This is a genomic window from Streptomyces deserti (assembly GCF_054782695.1).
In genome coordinates, this window is the sequence record NZ_BAAGRZ010000005.1 from 152,033 (window position 1) to 167,356 (window position 15,324).

General features: G+C 70.5%; 15 protein-coding genes. 7 read left to right on the forward strand and 8 right to left on the reverse strand.

The window, feature by feature from the left end:
* The first annotated feature begins 51 nt into the window (after window positions 1-51).
* Window positions 52-300: a helix-turn-helix transcriptional regulator gene (locus ACYVMZ_RS12750; RefSeq protein ID WP_461078799.1), complete on the forward strand. Its 249-nt coding sequence runs from the start codon at window positions 52-54 to the stop codon at window positions 298-300.
* Window positions 297-827 (forward strand): hypothetical protein, encoded by a 531-nt coding sequence (locus tag ACYVMZ_RS12755; RefSeq protein WP_461078801.1) that lies wholly within the window; start codon window positions 297-299, stop codon window positions 825-827. Before ACYVMZ_RS12750 ends, ACYVMZ_RS12755 begins: the two co-directional genes overlap by 4 nt.
* 44 nt (window positions 828-871) lie before the next feature.
* On the opposite strand, the gene nagB is transcribed toward ACYVMZ_RS12755, so the two are convergent.
* Both nagB and ACYVMZ_RS12765 read right to left on the reverse strand, forming a co-directional pair.
* Entirely contained in the window at window positions 872-1,657 is a 786-nt protein-coding gene (gene nagB / locus ACYVMZ_RS12760) for a glucosamine-6-phosphate deaminase (protein WP_461078803.1), read from the reverse strand.
* Between the two features lie 210 nt (window positions 1,658-1,867).
* Window positions 1,868-2,620 (reverse strand): SDR family oxidoreductase, encoded by a 753-nt coding sequence (locus ACYVMZ_RS12765; RefSeq protein WP_461078805.1) that lies wholly within the window; start codon window positions 2,618-2,620, stop codon window positions 1,868-1,870.
* Between the two features lie 96 nt (window positions 2,621-2,716).
* Here ACYVMZ_RS12765 and ACYVMZ_RS12770 point away from each other — a divergent pair, with 96 nt between their 5' ends.
* Together ACYVMZ_RS12770 and ACYVMZ_RS12775 are read left to right on the forward strand one after the other, a co-directional pair.
* Complete coding sequence (locus ACYVMZ_RS12770; RefSeq protein ID WP_461078807.1) at window positions 2,717-3,379, forward strand: TetR/AcrR family transcriptional regulator; 663 nt, start codon at window positions 2,717-2,719, stop codon at window positions 3,377-3,379.
* A gap of 387 nt (window positions 3,380-3,766) precedes the next feature.
* Entirely contained in the window at window positions 3,767-5,233 is a 1,467-nt protein-coding gene (locus tag ACYVMZ_RS12775) for a sensor histidine kinase (RefSeq protein WP_461079112.1), read from the forward strand.
* A gap of 183 nt (window positions 5,234-5,416) precedes the next feature.
* Here the strand turns inward: ACYVMZ_RS12775 and ACYVMZ_RS12780 are convergent, their stop codons facing one another.
* On the reverse strand, window positions 5,417-5,674 hold the full coding sequence (locus ACYVMZ_RS12780; protein WP_003992873.1) for a WhiB family transcriptional regulator: 258 nt from the start codon (window positions 5,672-5,674) through the stop codon (window positions 5,417-5,419).
* Window positions 5,675-5,995: 321 nt separating this feature from the next.
* Window positions 5,996-6,964 carry a diacylglycerol/lipid kinase family protein gene (locus ACYVMZ_RS12785; protein WP_461078809.1) on the reverse strand — a complete coding sequence of 323 codons (969 nt, stop codon included), beginning with the start codon at window positions 6,962-6,964 and terminating at the stop codon, window positions 5,996-5,998.
* Between the two features lie 117 nt (window positions 6,965-7,081).
* Here ACYVMZ_RS12785 and ACYVMZ_RS12790 point away from each other — a divergent pair, with 117 nt between their 5' ends.
* A complete protein-coding gene (locus ACYVMZ_RS12790) occupies window positions 7,082-7,522 on the forward strand; it encodes a hypothetical protein (RefSeq protein ID WP_461078811.1) in 441 nt (146 codons plus the stop codon).
* A 22-nt stretch (window positions 7,523-7,544) separates the two neighbouring features.
* Here ACYVMZ_RS12790 and ACYVMZ_RS12795 read toward each other — a convergent pair whose 3' ends face one another.
* From ACYVMZ_RS12795 to ACYVMZ_RS12805, 3 genes are all read right to left on the reverse strand, one after another.
* On the reverse strand, window positions 7,545-8,690 hold the full coding sequence (locus ACYVMZ_RS12795) for a SigB/SigF/SigG family RNA polymerase sigma factor (RefSeq protein WP_461078813.1): 1,146 nt from the start codon (window positions 8,688-8,690) through the stop codon (window positions 7,545-7,547).
* Between the two features lie 17 nt (window positions 8,691-8,707).
* Window positions 8,708-9,121 carry an ATP-binding protein gene (locus ACYVMZ_RS12800; protein WP_004925829.1) on the reverse strand — a complete coding sequence of 138 codons (414 nt, stop codon included), beginning with the start codon at window positions 9,119-9,121 and terminating at the stop codon, window positions 8,708-8,710.
* 332 nt (window positions 9,122-9,453) lie between these two features.
* Complete coding sequence (locus tag ACYVMZ_RS12805) at window positions 9,454-9,714, reverse strand: UBP-type zinc finger domain-containing protein (protein WP_461078815.1); 261 nt, start codon at window positions 9,712-9,714, stop codon at window positions 9,454-9,456.
* Between the two features lie 62 nt (window positions 9,715-9,776).
* Here ACYVMZ_RS12805 and ACYVMZ_RS12810 point away from each other — a divergent pair, with 62 nt between their 5' ends.
* Window positions 9,777-11,375 carry a Na+/H+ antiporter gene (locus tag ACYVMZ_RS12810; RefSeq protein WP_461078817.1) on the forward strand — a complete coding sequence of 533 codons (1,599 nt, stop codon included), beginning with the start codon at window positions 9,777-9,779 and terminating at the stop codon, window positions 11,373-11,375.
* Between the two features lie 153 nt (window positions 11,376-11,528).
* The gene (gene fxsT, locus ACYVMZ_RS12815) at window positions 11,529-14,405 is read left to right on the forward strand and encodes an FxSxx-COOH system tetratricopeptide repeat protein (RefSeq protein ID WP_461078819.1); all 2,877 of its coding nucleotides are present in this window, start codon (window positions 11,529-11,531) and stop codon (window positions 14,403-14,405) included.
* Here fxsT and ACYVMZ_RS12820 read toward each other — a convergent pair whose 3' ends face one another.
* Complete coding sequence (locus ACYVMZ_RS12820; RefSeq protein WP_461078821.1) at window positions 14,406-15,302, reverse strand: 1-aminocyclopropane-1-carboxylate deaminase/D-cysteine desulfhydrase; 897 nt, start codon at window positions 15,300-15,302, stop codon at window positions 14,406-14,408.
* Window positions 15,303-15,324: the final 22 nt, after the last annotated feature.

Sequence of the window (15,324 nt, forward strand, 5' to 3'; positions counted from 1 at the left end):
CATGCAGGAAGCCGGTTGCAGACCTGCTCGTGAATGTAGTACTTCTTATACATGAGCGAGCAGGTGCACAACAGATTGGCGATGGTGCGCGCCGAGCGGAAGGTGTCGCGCCAAAGCCTGGCCGAGGCAGTGGGAGTCCACTACCAGACCATCGGCTACATCGAGCGGGGGCAGTACAACCCGAGCCTCGACCTGGCATTGAAGATCGCGAAGTTCTTCGGTCTGCCGGTCGAGGCGCTGTTCTCCCTCGAACCGTTCCGGCCGCTCACGGACGAGGTCTACGGGAGGAAACAGCCATGACGACGACGCGGATGACCCACTACGACCGGACCATGCTGCGGGTGATGAACGACCCCCGAGGGCGTGCGCTGCACGCCACGGCCGCGCGTCGCCGCCTGGCCGTGTCCGCGCATGTCGCCCTCACCGTGGCCATCGGGGGACTGATCACCCATTTCTGGTACGAGGAGGCGGAGCCGACCTGGGCCGCCGTCGCCGTGGTGCTGCTCCTGCTGCCCTGGGTGATCGCCACCGGGGTGATCAACAGCGCCATCCGCGGCCTGCTGGAACTGCGCCGGCACGTCCTGGACGAGCGGCAGTCGGCCGAACGCAGCCGGGTCGTGGCCCGGGCCCACCGGGTGATGGCCGTGCTGCTGGGAGTGGCCGTGGTCGGCCTGCTCGCGGGGGGTGTGACCGAGCGTGACGCCGTGCAGGCCTACGCGGCGCCCGTGCTCATCGCCGTCCTGGTCGTGCACTTGCTGATGCCGCTGTGGGTGGCCGGCCTGACGGCCCGGGACGAGCCGACGGAGGACGAGGCAGCCGCGGTCTAGGACGGCTGCGACGAGGACCCCGTGGAAGCCCTGCGGGGGCAGCCCTAAATTCCCTGCCACTCCGGCTTGTTGGCGTAGGTGTGCCGGAAGTAGTCGGCGAGCTTCAGCTTGCTCGCGGCGGCCTCGTCGACGACCACGGTGGCGTGCGGGTGCAACTGGAGCGCGGAAGCCGGGCAGATCGCCGCGACCGGTCCCTCGACGGTCGCGGCGACCGCGTCCGCCTTGCCCTCGCCGGTGGCGAGCAGCACCAGGTGCCGGGCCTCCAGGATCGTGCCGATGCCCTGGGTGATCACGTGGTGCGGCACCTGGTCGATGTCGCCGTCGAAGAAGCGGGCGTTGTCGATCCGGGTCTGCTGGGTCAGCGTCTTGATCCGGGTGCGCGAGGCGAGCGAGGAGCAGGGCTCGTTGAACCCGATGTGCCCGTCGGTCCCGATCCCGAGCAGCTGCAGGTCCACCCCGCCGGCGTCCGTGAGGGCCTGGTCGTACGCCTCGCACGCCCCCTGGACGTCCTCCGCCGTGCCGTCGGGCCCCATGAACTGGTCCATCCCTATCCCGAGCGGCTCCAGCACCTCGCGGCGCAGCACCGAACGGTACGACTCCGGGTGGTCGGCGGGCAGCCCCACGTACTCGTCGAGCTGGGCGATCCGGGCCCGTGCGGTGTCCACGGCACCGGAGCGCACCTTGGCCGCCAGCGCCTCGTACACGGGCAGCGGCGTCGAGCCGGTGGCCACGCCGAGCAGGGCGTCGGGCTTGCGCCGGAGCAGCTGAGCCATGGCCTCGGCGATGAGCTCGCCGCCCGCCTTGGCGTCCGGAACGATGACAACTTCCACGCTGGGCCTGCCGATCTGAGAAGAGGGGCTCTGATTGGACCCGGAAGGGCATGTGTGGTTTAGACCAATCTAGCAGAGAGGCCTCCGAAGGGGCCTCCCGAGCCGCACTGCCGATCCCGGGCTGCCGTGCCCGTGCCCGTGCCCTTCCAAGCTGCCGTGCCCATTCCGGCCTGCCATACCATTCCGGCCCGCCCCGCCAACCCGCGGTGCCTACGTCAGCGAACCCCCCGTCGCGTCCACCCAGCTCCCCGTCACCCACCGACCCGCGTCCGAGGCGAGGAACGCCACCACGTCCGCCACGTCGGCGGTCTCGCCCACCCGGCCCAGCGCCGATATCGCGGCGGCCCGCGCCCAGCCGTCCTCGGTCCCGTACAGCAGGTCGGCCGTGTTGTCGGTGTCGATGATCCCCGGCGCCACCGAGTTCACCGTGATGCCCCGGGGGCCCAGCACCTTCGACAGGTCCCGGGAGAAGACGTCCAGCGCACCCTTCGTCATCGCGTACGCCATGAGGTGCGGGAACACCGCCGTGCGGGCCAGCCCCGACGAGACGTTGATGACCCGGCCTCCGTCCTGCAGCCGGTCCAGGCCGTGCTTGACGAGGAAGAACGGCGCCTTCACGTTCACCGCGAAGACCCGGTCGTAATGCCGCTCGTCGATCTCCTCGATCGGGTGCGCGGTCCCGATCCCGGCGTTGTTCACCAGGATGTCCAGCCCGTCCGCGTGCCGGTCGAACTCCTCCCACAGCGCCTCGGCGTCTCCGGGTGTCCCGAGCTCCACGCCGATCGCGAACGCGGAGCCGCCGGCCGCCGCGATCGCGGCGACCGTCTCCTTCGCCGCCGTCTCGTTCCTTCCGTAGTGCACCGCGACCCGCGCTCCGTCGCGCGCCAGCCGCTCGGCGATCCCTCGCCCGATCCCCCTGCTCGCCCCGGTGACCAGTGCCGTCCTGCCCGTGAGCACGCCCATGTCGGCGCCCCCTCCATATTTCTCTAGCGGTCGCTACAGAAAGACCGTACCCCAGCCCGCCGACATTTATCTAGTGCCCGCTATAAAATGCACTCCATGGTGAGCAGCGAGCAGAGCGAGGAGACCGGGAAGGTCGCGCAGGCCAGGGCGAAGGGCAGGCCCCGGGGCCGCCCCCGCTCCTTCGATCGCGCGACCGCGCTGGAGAAGGCGCTCATGGCCTTCTGGGAGCACGGCTACGAGGCCACGTCGGTCGCGGACCTCACGCGCGTCATGGACATCGGCGCCCCGAGCCTCTACGCCGCCTTCGGCGACAAGCGGTCCCTCTTCGAGGAGGTCGTGCGCGAGTACGGCACGCGGTACGGCTCCTTCACCGGCCGTGCCCTCGCCGAGGAACCCACCGCCCGGGCGGCCGTCGAACGCATGCTGCGCGAGGCCGCCACCGCCTACACGGAACCCGGCCACCCGCACGGCTGCCTCGTCGTCCACGCCGCCGCCAACTGCTCGACCCCCGAGGTCGAGCAGTCCCTGCGGGAGCGGCGCAACGCCAACATCGCCGCGATCGAGAGCCGGATACGTGCCGACATCGCCGCCGGCGTGCTCCCCGCGGACGCCGACGCCGCCGCGCTCGCCCGGCACGCCGGCGCGATGATCCAGGGCATGTCACAACAGGCGCGGGACGGGGCGAGCCGGGAGGAACTGGAGGCACTCGCGGAAATTGCCATGGCCATCTGGCCCCGCACAGGAACCCACACGGGTTAGGCTGCGTTGTGGTTTCCAGGGCCTCCGAGCAGTCGGAGAAATAACAACAACGAACAGCCTCCGACGCATGGACACCCCGCAGTGGTCTAGTCCACAATGCGAACGAGAGCCACTCAGAACCACTGAGAGGCACGCACAGGCCTCCGTCTTCCCCGCACAGGAAGGCGGACCGAGGATCCGGAGCTCTCTGCCCTGACTGCCCCGGCTCCTCATCCTTCGGCCGACCGGGACCGCACACCCCACGGCCGATATTGCTCCGGGCTGCGGTGCCGGGAGGGTTGAGGGTCCCTCCCAGGCGCCGCGGCCCGCGGGTGTCTCCGGGGCCGTCCACTCCCGTACATTTCAGGGCCGTACAAACCCCCAGGTACGCTCGCTGACGTGCCCTCCATGAACGAACTCGTACGCCAGCACACCGCCCTCGACGACACCGACCTCGAGTGGCTCCACCTGCTGGTCTCGGAGTGGCAGCTGCTCTCCGACCTCTCCTTCGCCGACCTGGTCCTGTGGGTCCCCACCCGCGACGGCACCCGGTACGTCTCGGTCGCCCAGATGCGCCCCAACACCGGCCCGACCTCCTACCAGGACGACATGGTCGGCCACCTCGTCCCGCGCGGCCGCCGCCCCCTGCTGGACGCCGCCCTGGACGAGGGCCGGATCGTGCGCGAGGGCGACCCGGAGTGGCGCGAGGAGGTCCCGGTCCGGGTCGAGTCGATCCCCGTACGGCGTGAGGGGCGCGTCCTCGGCGTCATCGCGCGCAACACCAACCTGCTCACCGTGCGCACCCCGAGCCGCCTGGAGCTCACCTACCTGCAGAGCGCCTCGGACCTCGCGCAGATGATCGCGGCCGGTTCCTTCCCGTTCGCGAACCAGCAGAAGGACATGGACGCCGCGCCGCGCGTCGGCGACGGCCTGATCCGCCTCGACGCGGACGGCATCGTCCAGTACGCCTCCCCGAACGCGCTGTCCGCCTATCACCGCATGGGCCTCGCCTCCGACCTGGTCGGCCAGCACCTGGGCCAGACCACCGCCGAACTCGCCCCGTCCCGCAGGCCGGTGGACGAGGCGCTCGCCAAGGTCGCCAGCGGCTGGGCGCCGCGCGAGTTCGAGATCGAGGCCCACGACGGCGTCATCCAGTTCCGGGCGATCCCGCTCAAGCCCAAGGGCACCCGCATCGGTTCGCTGGTCCTGCTCCGGGACGTCACCGAACTCCGGCGCCGTGAACGCGAGTTGATCACCAAGGACGCGACCATCCGGGAGATCCACCACCGCGTCAAGAACAACCTCCAGACGGTGGCCGCCCTGCTCCGCCTCCAGGCCCGGCGCATCGAGTCCGACCGCGGCCGCGAGGCCCTCGAAGAGGCCGTGCGGCGGGTCGGGTCGATTGCGATCGTGCACGAGACGCTCTCCCAGAACCTGGACGAGCGCGTGGAGTTCGACGAGATCGCCGACCGCGTCCTCGCCATGGTCGCCGAGATCTCCCCGGGCAAGGTCACCGGCCGGCGCAGCGGCCGCTTCGGCATACTCGACGCCGAGGTCGCCACCCCGCTGTCCATGGTGCTCACCGAGATCCTGCAGAACGCCCTGGAGCACGGCTTCCGCGAGGGCGACACCGGCACGGTCGAGGTGTCGGCGGTGCGCGGCGGCACGACCAAGGAGGCCCGCCTGCTGGTCACCGTCCAGGACGACGGCGTCGGACTGCCGGAGGGCTTCGACCCGCAGACCGCGGGCAACCTCGGCCTGCAGATCGTACGGACCCTCGTCGAGGGCGAGTTGGGCGGCACCTTCGACATGGTCCCGGCGCCGGAGCGGGGGACCCGGGTGATCCTGGACATCCCGGTGCGGGCGCAGAAGTAGGAGACGGCCTGCTGCGGGCGGGCCGTGCAAAGCATTGAGCCCCGGGCCACCAAGTGGCCCGGGGCTTAAAGCTCGTTGCTGCTGTTAAGCGCATCGGGGGAACTGCGCGCTGCGGCTCGGGGGCGGGAGATGCGTACTCGCTGTACGCGCCGCCAAGCTCAGGCTGTCAGCAGGGGTGGGTTGTCAGGCGGAGGCCTGACGGGCCCGGTTGCGGGCGGCGCGACGCTTCATGGCGCGGCGCTCGTCCTCGCTGAGACCACCCCAGACGCCGGAGTCCTGGCCGGACTCGAGCGCCCACTGCAGACACTGCTCGATCACCGGGCAGCGACGGCAGACGGCCTTGGCTTCCTCGATCTGCAGCAGCGCAGGACCGGTGTTGCCGATGGGGAAGAAGAGCTCGGGGTCTTCCTCGCGGCAAACGGCGTTGTGACGCCAGTCCATGGCTGCTACCTCTCCTTGGTATTACGTGCAGGGCTTGCTTGTGAATGTGAACGCTTTCACGAATCCCTCAACAAGTGAAGGGCCGACCACCGGGTAACCCGGCGTGGTCCTGTGATTTGAAGAGGGGTTCCGGTGATCTGTGGAGGCCGGTGTTGCGGGCCGTCCCGATCGCCACGTAGAGACTCGCAAACCTCAGCGGCGGATACAACCCCTTCCGGAAAGTTTTTTTTGATTCTTCGGTGTCGACTAGGTCACAGCCGTACTTCCATGGGGTGGATCCTGGCCTAAACGTTCGAGTGAAAGGACTTTGGCCCCTTCTGCTCACACAATCACACGCAGTGCACGGCGTACGCCTGTGAACGTCACGCTCGTACGCAGCCCCAGGTGGTCACCGTCCATCTGGAGGGGTAGCGGCACCTTCGAATGCAAGGTGAACTGGTCCATGTCGTGCAGCGAGACCGCGTGCTTGCCATGGGGTCCGCGCTCGGGGGACGAAGTGAGCAACTGGGTGCCATACCGGGCAACCGCGGCCGTGGACAGGCGGCTGAGGCCGAAGAGATCGAGGCCGGTATCGAACGAGGCCTTAGGTGACGCGTAGATCGGGCGATTGCCCAGAAACGTCCACGGAGAGGTGTTCGAGACTATGGAGAGCACCAGATCGGTGGCCGGTTCCTCGCCCGGCTGCTCCAGCGTGATCGTGCCGTGCCGGCGGTTCGGTTCGCCGAGGAGCTGGCGTACCACCTGGCGTATGTAAAGAGCGTGTGTGGACTTCTTGCCGCGCTCGCGGTGCTGCTCGACGCGGCCGACCACGCCGGCGTCGAAGCCGAGGCCCGCGTTGAAGGTGAACCAGCGGGCGGGGACCGCCTCGTCCTCGGAGCCCGGTGTTCCGGCGGCGAGGCCCAGGCCGACGGTGCGTTCGCCGCCCTCGCGCAGGGCGTCCAGCAGGGCGCCGGTGGCCTCCACGGCGTCGTTGGGCAGGCCCAGGGCGCGGGCGAAGACGTTGGTGGAGCCGCCGGGGACCACGGCGAGACGGGGCAGGCGTTCCGGGTCGGGGCCGGCGTGCAGCAGACCGTTGACCACCTCGTTGACCGTGCCGTCGCCGCCGAGGGCCACCACCAGGTCGATGTCCGCGCTGTCCGCCGCGTGCCGGCCAAGGTCGCGGGCGTGGCCGCGGTACTCGGTGGTGACCGCCTCGAGCTTCATCTCGCTCGCCAGCGCGTGGATCAAAACGTCGCGCGTGCGCGCACTTGTGGTGGTTGCCGCCGGATTGACCACGAGAAGTGCACGCATGGGTTGCAGAGTACCTACTGGGCGGTACCGGGCACAGGGCGAGGTAGGGATCCGGTAAGAGATCACGGGGTGAACCTCGACACGGGGAGCGTACGGGGGGAGGGCTACCCTGCAGGAGTGAGCAGTGAGCAGACCCCCGCCACCCCGGACACCACCGGCCCCCGCCCGCGGCGCCTGACGTACGCGGCGGCACTCGCCGCCCTGGAGGGGCTCGCGCTGGTGGCCGGCGGGGTGTGGATGCTCGTCCTCGGTGTCACGGGTCATCCGGACGACCGGCAGCAGGCCGTGACCGGGGGCATCACACTGATCGTGCTGGCGCTGCTGCCGCTGCTCGCCGCGCGCGGGCTGCTGGCCCGCCGCAGCTGGAGCCGCGGCCCGGCCGTCATCACGCAGCTCATGGCGCTGCCGGTGGCCTACAACCTGCTGCGGGCCGACAGCATCTCGATCCCGGCGGGGATCGGGCTCGCCGTCGTGGCCGTCACGGCGCTCGTCCTGCTCATCAACGGCGAGACGACCCGGGCCCTCGGGATCCGAGGACCCGGCAACGCGCAGAAGTAGCCTCTGGGGGTTACCGGAGGGGTCACTCCTCGACCAGCAGCTTCTCCCGCAGCTGGGCCAGCGTCCGGGCCAGCAGCCGCGAGACGTGCATCTGCGAGATGCCGACCTCCTGCGCGATCTGCGACTGGGTCATGTTGCCGAAGAACCGCAGCAGCAGGATCCGCTTCTCGCGCGGCGGCAGGTCCTCCAGCAGGGGCTTGAGCGACTCCCGGTACTCCACGCCCTCCAGCGCCTCGTCCTCGGCGCCGAGGGTGTCCGCGACCGCCGGGGACTCGTCGTCGGTGTCGGGGACGTCCAGGGACAGCGTGGAGTACGCGTTGGCGGACTCCAGGCCCTCCAGGACCTCCTCCTCCGAGATGGCGAGCTTCTCGGCGAGTTCGTGGACCGTGGGGGAGCGGCCGTGCAGCTGCGAGAGCTCCGCCGTGGCCGTCGTCAGCGACAGGCGCAGCTCCTGCAGGCGCCTGGGCACCCGTACCGCCCAGCCCTTGTCGCGGAAGTGCCGCTTGATCTCGCCGACGACCGTCGGGGTCGCGTACGTCGAGAACTCCACGCCGCGGTCCGGGTCGAAGCGGTCGACGGACTTGATCAGCCCGATGGTGGCGACCTGGGTGAGGTCGTCCAGCGGCTCGCCGCGGTTGCGGAAGCGGCGCGCGAGGTGCTCGACGAGCGGCAGGTGCATACGGACCAGCTGGTTGCGCAGCTCCGCGTACTCCGGGCTGCCCTGCTCCAGCTGGCGCAGCTTGAGGAACATGGCGCGTGCCTCGCTGCGGTCCTGAGGGCCGTGCGACGTGTTCTGCGCACTGTGCGCCCTCAGCGCCTCGTCCTCGGAGTGTCGCTCGTGCTCGCTCATCGTCCCGCCCGTCGCCCTTCCCCGAGCCCTCGCCTCCTCCGCCACCCTCGGCTGCGCGTGAGTGGGGGGACCCCCCTGGACGGGGGAGACCTCGGTACGCCCTCCCGGAGGCGCGTTGCGCACGGCGTCCGTCCGATTCCGCTGCCCGCCGCCCGGGACGGCCTGTGTGGGGTCGTCCTCCGGATGCGGCCGGGCCTGCTCGGGGATGCCGTCGATGCCGTCCGCCATGTGCCGGGATCCGCCCGGGCCGCTTGCGCTCGCGCTCGCGCCCGTGCCGTCTGCCGGCAGCTCCCGTGTGCCGCGCTCTTCGTCCCGCACCGGCCCGTCCCCGTTCCTCACGCCGGCCCGGGTCCCGCGCCGCGCTGCTTGTAGAGGCTGATCGAAACGGTTTTGTCCTCGTCCACGGCGGAGGAGACCTTGCCCGCCAGGGCGGACAGGACGGTCCAGGCGAAGGTGTCCCGCGAGGGGGCGTGACCATCCGTGGTCGGCGCCGAGACGGTGACCTCGAGTGAGTCGTCGACGAGCCGGAAGACGCAGCTGAGCACCGAGCCGGGCACGGCCTGCTGGAGCAGGATCGCGCAGGCCTCGTCCACCGCGATGCGCAGGTCCTCGATCTCGTCGAGGGTGAAGTCCAAACGGGCCGCGAGGCCGGCCGTGGCCGTACGCAGCACCGACAGGTAGGCACCCGCGGCCGGCAGCCGGACTTCGACGAAGTCCTGGGTCGCGGGCTCGCCTGCGATCTGGGACACCCTCACCTCCATGGTGGTACAAGCGTTTCAGGGCCGGGGGTCGCCCCCGGGGTAACGCGATACGTGGTTCAGCGGTGACGCTATCGCGCTCTCAGCGTTCCTGTCCCCGGGACCCCGACCCCTTGTCGTCACTCACAGTAAAACTCCGGACACGCTCCGTGTCTAGGGGGTCTGCGAGACCAAATGGGAAGAGGGGGCGCCGGGTTGACGTACCCAGACGTCAGGCCGTCGAACCGTCCGGATCCAGGGTCGCACCGCCGTCCGGATCCAGGGTCGCACCGCCGTCCGGATCCAGGGTCGCACGGTTCGTCCGGAACCAGGGTCGCACGGCGTCACACGAGGACGTGGTCGACGAAGCACCAGCGCCAGGTCTCACCGGGCTCGAAGGTCCGCATCACCGGGTGACCGGATTCCTTGTGGTGCTCCGTGGCGTGCCGTCCCGGCGAGGAGTCGCAGCAGCCGACGCGACCGCAGCTGAGGCAGAGCCGCAGCTGCACCGGGTCCGTGCCGTCCCGCAGACACTCCGGACAGCTCTCGCTGAGCGGCTCGGGTTCCGGATGCGGCAGCGCCTCGGCGTGCGTGCACTGTTTCATGATTGCCAGGTTACGACGGGCGTGCGGATGGCCGCGCGGAAAAAGAGGGGCGGGCGAGGGCGATGGATGTGATGCCGCTGCTGTTGCTGGCAGCGGGCAGTGCCGCGATCGCCGCGGCGGCGCGACGCACCCCGGTGCCGGCGCCGCTGCTGCTGGTCGCGGCGGGCCTGGTGATCAGCTACGTCCCCGGGGTGCCCGACTACACCCTCGACCCGCACATCGTCCTGCCGCTCCTGCTGCCTCCGCTGCTGTACACGGCGGCCACCGACAGCTCCTACCTCGACCTGCGCGCGCAACTTCGGCCCGTCGCACTGCTGTCGGTGGGGTACGTGCTGTTCGCGACCTTCGCCGTCGGCTGGGCGCTGTACGTGATCGTGCCGGACCTGCCGCTGACCGCGGCGCTGGTGTTCGGCGCGGTGGTGGCGCCGCCGGACGCGGTCGCGGCGACGGCCGTGGCGCGCCGGCTCGGGCTGCCGTCGCGGGTCACGACGATCCTGCAGGGCGAGTCCCTGTTCAACGACGCCACCGCGATCACCGCCTACAAGGTGGCCCTGGCGGCCGCGGTCGGCGAGGGCGCCACCTGGGCCGGGGGAGTCGCCGAGTTCCTGATCGCGGCGATCGGCGGGGTCGGGGTCGGGCTGGTGCTCATGGTGCCGCTCCACTGGCTGCGCACGCACGTCAAGGAAGCCCTGCTGCAGAACACGCTTTCGCTGCTGATCCCGTTCGCCGCGTACGCCGTCGCCGAGCAGGTGCACGCCTCCGGCGTCCTCGCGGTCGTGGTCGTCGCCCTGTACCTCGGACACCGCGCGTGGGAGGTCGACTTCGCCACCCGCCTCCAGGAGGGGGCCGTGTGGAAGATGGTCGCCTTTGTCCTGGAATCAGCCGTGTTCGCGCTGATCGGACTGCAACTGCCGATCGTCCTCAGGGGTCTCGGGGAGTACGAGGGCGCCGACGCCGCCTGGTACGCGCTGGCCGTGTTCCTGGTGGTCGTCGCGGCCCGGTTCGTGTGGGTGTACCCGGCGACCTTCCTGCCGCGGATGGTCTCGGCCAGGATCAGGGCACGCGAGGCGAACCCGACCTGGAAGGGACCGTTCGTCATCGGCTGGGCCGGGATGCGCGGCGTGGTCTCCCTGGCCATCGCCTTCTCGATCCCGCTCACCCTGCACGACGGCGACGAGCCGTTTCCCCAGCGCAACCTGCTCCTCTTCCTGACCTTCACGACGGTCATCGGCACGCTGGTCGTGCAGGGCCTCACCCTGCCCCCGCTGATCCGCCTGCTGAAGTTCCCCGCGCACGACACCCAGACCGAGACGCTCGCGGAGGCCAACGCCCAGGCCCAGGCCTCCCGGGCCGCCGAGCAGCGCCTGGACGAGCTCCTCTCCGACGAGCGCAACGCCCTCCCCTCCCCGCTCGCCGACCGCCTGCGCACCGTCGTGGAACGCCGCCGCAACGCCGTCTGGGAACGCCTCGGCCAGGCCAACCCAGTCACCGGGGAAACCGTCGACGACACCTACCGGCGGCTGTCGCGCGAGGTGATCAGCGCGGAACGCGAGGTGTTCGTCAAGCTCCGGGACGCCCGCTACATCGACGACGAGATGCTGCGCACCCTGCTGCGCAGGCTGGACCTGGAGGAGGCGGCGGCGTACCGGGAGGCCGGGTGAGGCGTTCGGGCCCGAGGCGATCGACTCCGAGACGGTCGAGTCCGAGGCGATCGGGTGCGAGGCGATCGGGTGCGAGACGTTCGGGTCCGTGGGGGCGCCCGACGGGGGATCATTGACCTGTTACGCAAGAGACTTGGTAGCTCGGGGGGTCCGGTGGCCGACGCCGCACAACGGTTCTTCATCAGTTACGCGGGCCCGGACCGCCCCTGGGCGGAGTGGGTGGCCTGGCATCTCGAACAGGCGGGTCACCGTGCCCTGCTCGACGTGTGGGACTGGCGCGCGGGCGACGACTTCGTGGCGCGCATGGACCAGGGGCTGGCCGAGGCGGACGCGGTCGTCGCGCTGCTGTCCACGTCGTACTTCGAACCCGGGCGGTGGACGGCCGAGGAGCGGACCGCCACCCTCGCCCGCCGGGACCACATCATCCCGCTCGCGCTGGAACCCCTCGCCAACACCGACCTGCCACCCCTGCTCGCCGCCAAGGTGCGCACGGACCTCCACGGGCTGGCCGAGCCGGCCGCGCTGGCGGCCCTGCGGAAGGCGGTGAACGGCGGGGTACGCCCGGACGCCCCGCCACCGTTCCCGGGGGACGCGCCCACGGCGCCGCCGGTGCCCGGCGACGAGGGGCCCCGGCTGCCCGGAACGACCGAGCGGCCCGAGATGTGGAACGTACGACGGCGGAACGCCGACTTCTCGGGCCGCGAGGCGGTGATCGTCTCCCTCCGGGAGAACCTGCTCGCCGGCCGGCACAGTGTGGTGTACGCGCTGCACGGCATGGGCGGCATCGGCAAGACCCAGATCGCGCTGGAGTACGCCCACCGCTTCGCGGGCCAGTACGACCTGGTGTGGTGGATCGACGCGGAGCAGACGGACCAGCTCCCGGTCCACTACACCGAGCTGGCCGACCGCCTCGGCCTCGCGAGCGCCGAGGCGAGCGCCGAGCACAACGCCCGTACGCTGCTGCAGCACCTGCGCACCCGGTCCCGGTGGCTGATCATCCTCGACAACGCGGAGGAGCCGGAGCAGCTGGAGCGCTGGCTGCCGGAGGGCCCCGGCCACGTGCTGATCACCTCCCGCAATCCCAACTGGCGGGGCACCGCCCGCACGATGGGCCTCGACGTGTTCACCCGGGCCGACTCCCTCGCCTACCTCGGCGAGCACGGCATCGCCCTGGAGCAGGCGGAGGTGCTGGCGAAGGACCTGGGGGATCTTCCGCTGGCCCTCGCGCAGGCGGCCGGGGTCATCGGCAACGGCATGACGGTCGAGCGGTACCGGCGGCTGCTGAGCGACAGCACGGCACGGATCCTGCAGGAAGGGGAGGCGCCGGGCTATCCGGCCCCGCTGGCGGCCAGCGTCACCATCGCCACGGAGCGCCTGGGCGACGACCACCCCGAAGCGGTGGCGCTGCTGCGGCTGGCGGCGTTCCTGGGGCCGGAACCGATCCCCACGGCCTGGCTGGAGGATGCGCGTCCGCGCCTGGGGACGCTGCCCGGCGATCCCGACGACCTGATGTGGGCCCAGGCCGCGCTGAAGCAGCTGAGCCGCTTCGGGCTGGCCCGGATCGACCATGAGGCGTTCCAGGTGCATCGGCTGACTCAGGCGGTGTTGCGGGACCATACGGAGCCGGGGCGGGTGCGGGCGATCCATGACGACGTGGCGGCTGTGCTGGCCGGGGTGACGCCGGGGGAACCGCAGAATCCGGCCAACTGGCCTGTCTGGGCAAGCCTTGCGTCCCACCTGACGGCGCCGCATCTCGACCTCGCCGGTCTTCCTGAGCTGCGGAGGACGCTGGTGGGTGCGGTGCACTTTCTCATTCGCAGCGGCCGGCCCAGGAACGCCGTGGAGCTTGCCTCCGTTTTGCGCGAGGAGTGGACCGGTCAGCTGGGGCCCGACCATCCCGATGTCCTGACGTGCATGCAGTATCTCGGCCATGCGACATCCGACTGTGGTGATGTTCTGGGTGCCTGGCCCATCATCGAGGACGCTCTTGCGCGCCGCCGCCGCATTCTCGGGGACGACCACCCCGACACGCTTCACTCCGCGAACGATCTCGGGGCGATTCTCGGTCGGCTCGGCCAATTCGCGGAATCGTTGCGTATTCAGGAGGACATTCTGGCGCGCCGCTGCCGCAAGCTCGGGGAGGATCACCCGGACACCCTGCTTTCCGCTCACAACCTGGCCGCTGGACTGATGGCGGTGGGGGAACTCACCAGGGCCCGCACCGTAGGTGAGGACGCCCTCGCACGCTGCCGCGGTGTGCTCGGGGATGACCACCCCACCACCTTGAGAACATCCATCACCGTGGCGAATGTCCTGGCGAGGCTCGGTGAGGCTGCGGCGGCGCGCAGACTGGCCGAGGGAACTCTGGAGCGCAGTCGTCGTGTACTCGGCGACGAGCATCCCGACACGTTGGATGCTGCACACGGTTTGGCCGCCGTGCTGTACGAAATGGGTGCGCACGAGGAGGCGCGTCGACTGGACGAGAACACGCTGGAGCGTCTGCGCCGACTGTTCGGCGACGATCATCCCGACGCGCTCACGTCCGCCCACAACCTTGCCACCAATCTGCATGCGTTGGGCCGCTTCAGCGAGTCACGCGCCTTGCATGAGGACACGCTCGAGCGTCGGCGCCGCATTCTCGGCGACGATCATCCCGACACGCTCATGTCCGCCCACAACCTCGCCGCGGATCTGCGTGTGTTGGGCCGCTTCAGCGAGTCGCGCCCCCTGCTCGAGGACACGCTGGAGCGTCGGCGCCGCATTCTCGGCGACGATCATCAAGGCACGCTCAGGTCTGCCCACGGCCTCGCCGTCACCTTGGGCGGACTCCGTGCCCATGCGCAGGCCGCCCAACTTCTGGAAGACACCCTGAGCCGCCAGCGCCGCGTCCTGGGCGACGACCACCCCGACACGCTGCTCACGACCCGCTCACTCGCCGCCGCGTACACAGCCATGGGCAAGAAGTTCAAGGCCCAGAAGCTCCTTGCCAAGAACAAGCCCAAGCGCAAGTTCGGCCGCAAGACCCGCTGATCACCCGGTAAAGGGCGCTCCGGTGATCACGGCAGCCACCGTCGCCCCCTTCGCGAACGCCCCTTCCTCCACCAGGGCCACAAGCCCGAACAACATCTTGGCCACATAGAGACGTTCGACCCCCAGCCCATGCCGAGCCTCGAAGTCCTCGGCGAAGGAATGGAGTTCGGGCGTCGTACGGCCGTACCCGCCGAAGTGGAACCGTTCGTCGAGGGCCCACGCACCGCGCGGTCCGCCGAAGGCGGCCTCTTGGAGCCGGCGTATCTCGGCCTCCAGGAAGCCCCCTTTGAGTACCGGTACACCCAAGACCCGCTGCCCCGGCCCCAGTCCGGCTGCCAGCCCCGCCAACGTCCCACCCGTTCCGCAGGGGACAGCGACGACATCCGCGCGCCCGCGCAACTCCTCACCAAGCGCACGGCATCCCCGTACAGCCGGCGCATTGCTGCCGCCCTCGGGCACGACGTACGCGTCCTCCGCGCCCGCCGCCCGCAGTACCACCGCCCGGGTCTGCGGCTCCGCCTTCCTGCGGTACGTCGCCCGGTCGACGAAGTGCAGCCGCATGCCGTCGGCGACGCAGCGGGCCAGGGAGGGGTTCAGGGGGCGGTCCGCCAGCTCCTCACCACGCACCACGCCGATCGTGGGCAGGCCGAGGAGGCGGCCGGCGGCGGCCGTGGCGCGCAAATGGTCGGAGTACGCGCCGCCGAAGGTGACGACCGGGCGCCCGGCGGCCGCCGAGAGGTTGGGCGCCAGCTTGCGCCACTTGTTGCCGATCAGCTCCGGGTGGATCAGGTCGTCCCGCTTCAGCAGCAGGCGGACCCCGCGCCGCTCGAAGCGGTCGTCCCGCACCTCCTGCAGCGGGGAGGGCAGGCGGGGGCGGAGGGCGTCCAGGCTGGTCACGGCCCCATTGTCGAACAACCGG

Coding starts and splice junctions, on each gene's coding strand:
- ACYVMZ_RS12750 (WP_461078799.1), top strand. CDS start 52: ATGAGCGAGCAGGTGCACAACAGATTGGCGATGGTGCGCGCCGAGCGG.
- ACYVMZ_RS12755 (WP_461078801.1), top strand. CDS start 297: ATGACGACGACGCGGATGACCCACTACGACCGGACCATGCTGCGGGTG.
- ACYVMZ_RS12770 (WP_461078807.1), top strand. CDS start 2,717: ATGGTGAGCAGCGAGCAGAGCGAGGAGACCGGGAAGGTCGCGCAGGCC.
- ACYVMZ_RS12780 (WP_003992873.1), bottom strand. CDS start 5,674: ATGGACTGGCGTCACAACGCCGTTTGCCGCGAGGAAGACCCCGAGCTC.
- ACYVMZ_RS12805 (WP_461078815.1), bottom strand. CDS start 9,714: ATGAAACAGTGCACGCACGCCGAGGCGCTGCCGCATCCGGAACCCGAG.
- ACYVMZ_RS12765 (WP_461078805.1), bottom strand. CDS start 2,620: ATGGGCGTGCTCACGGGCAGGACGGCACTGGTCACCGGGGCGAGCAGG.
- ACYVMZ_RS12775 (WP_461079112.1), top strand. CDS start 3,767: ATGAACGAACTCGTACGCCAGCACACCGCCCTCGACGACACCGACCTC.
- ACYVMZ_RS12785 (WP_461078809.1), bottom strand. CDS start 6,964: ATGCGTGCACTTCTCGTGGTCAATCCGGCGGCAACCACCACAAGTGCG.
- ACYVMZ_RS12810 (WP_461078817.1), top strand. CDS start 9,777: ATGGATGTGATGCCGCTGCTGTTGCTGGCAGCGGGCAGTGCCGCGATC.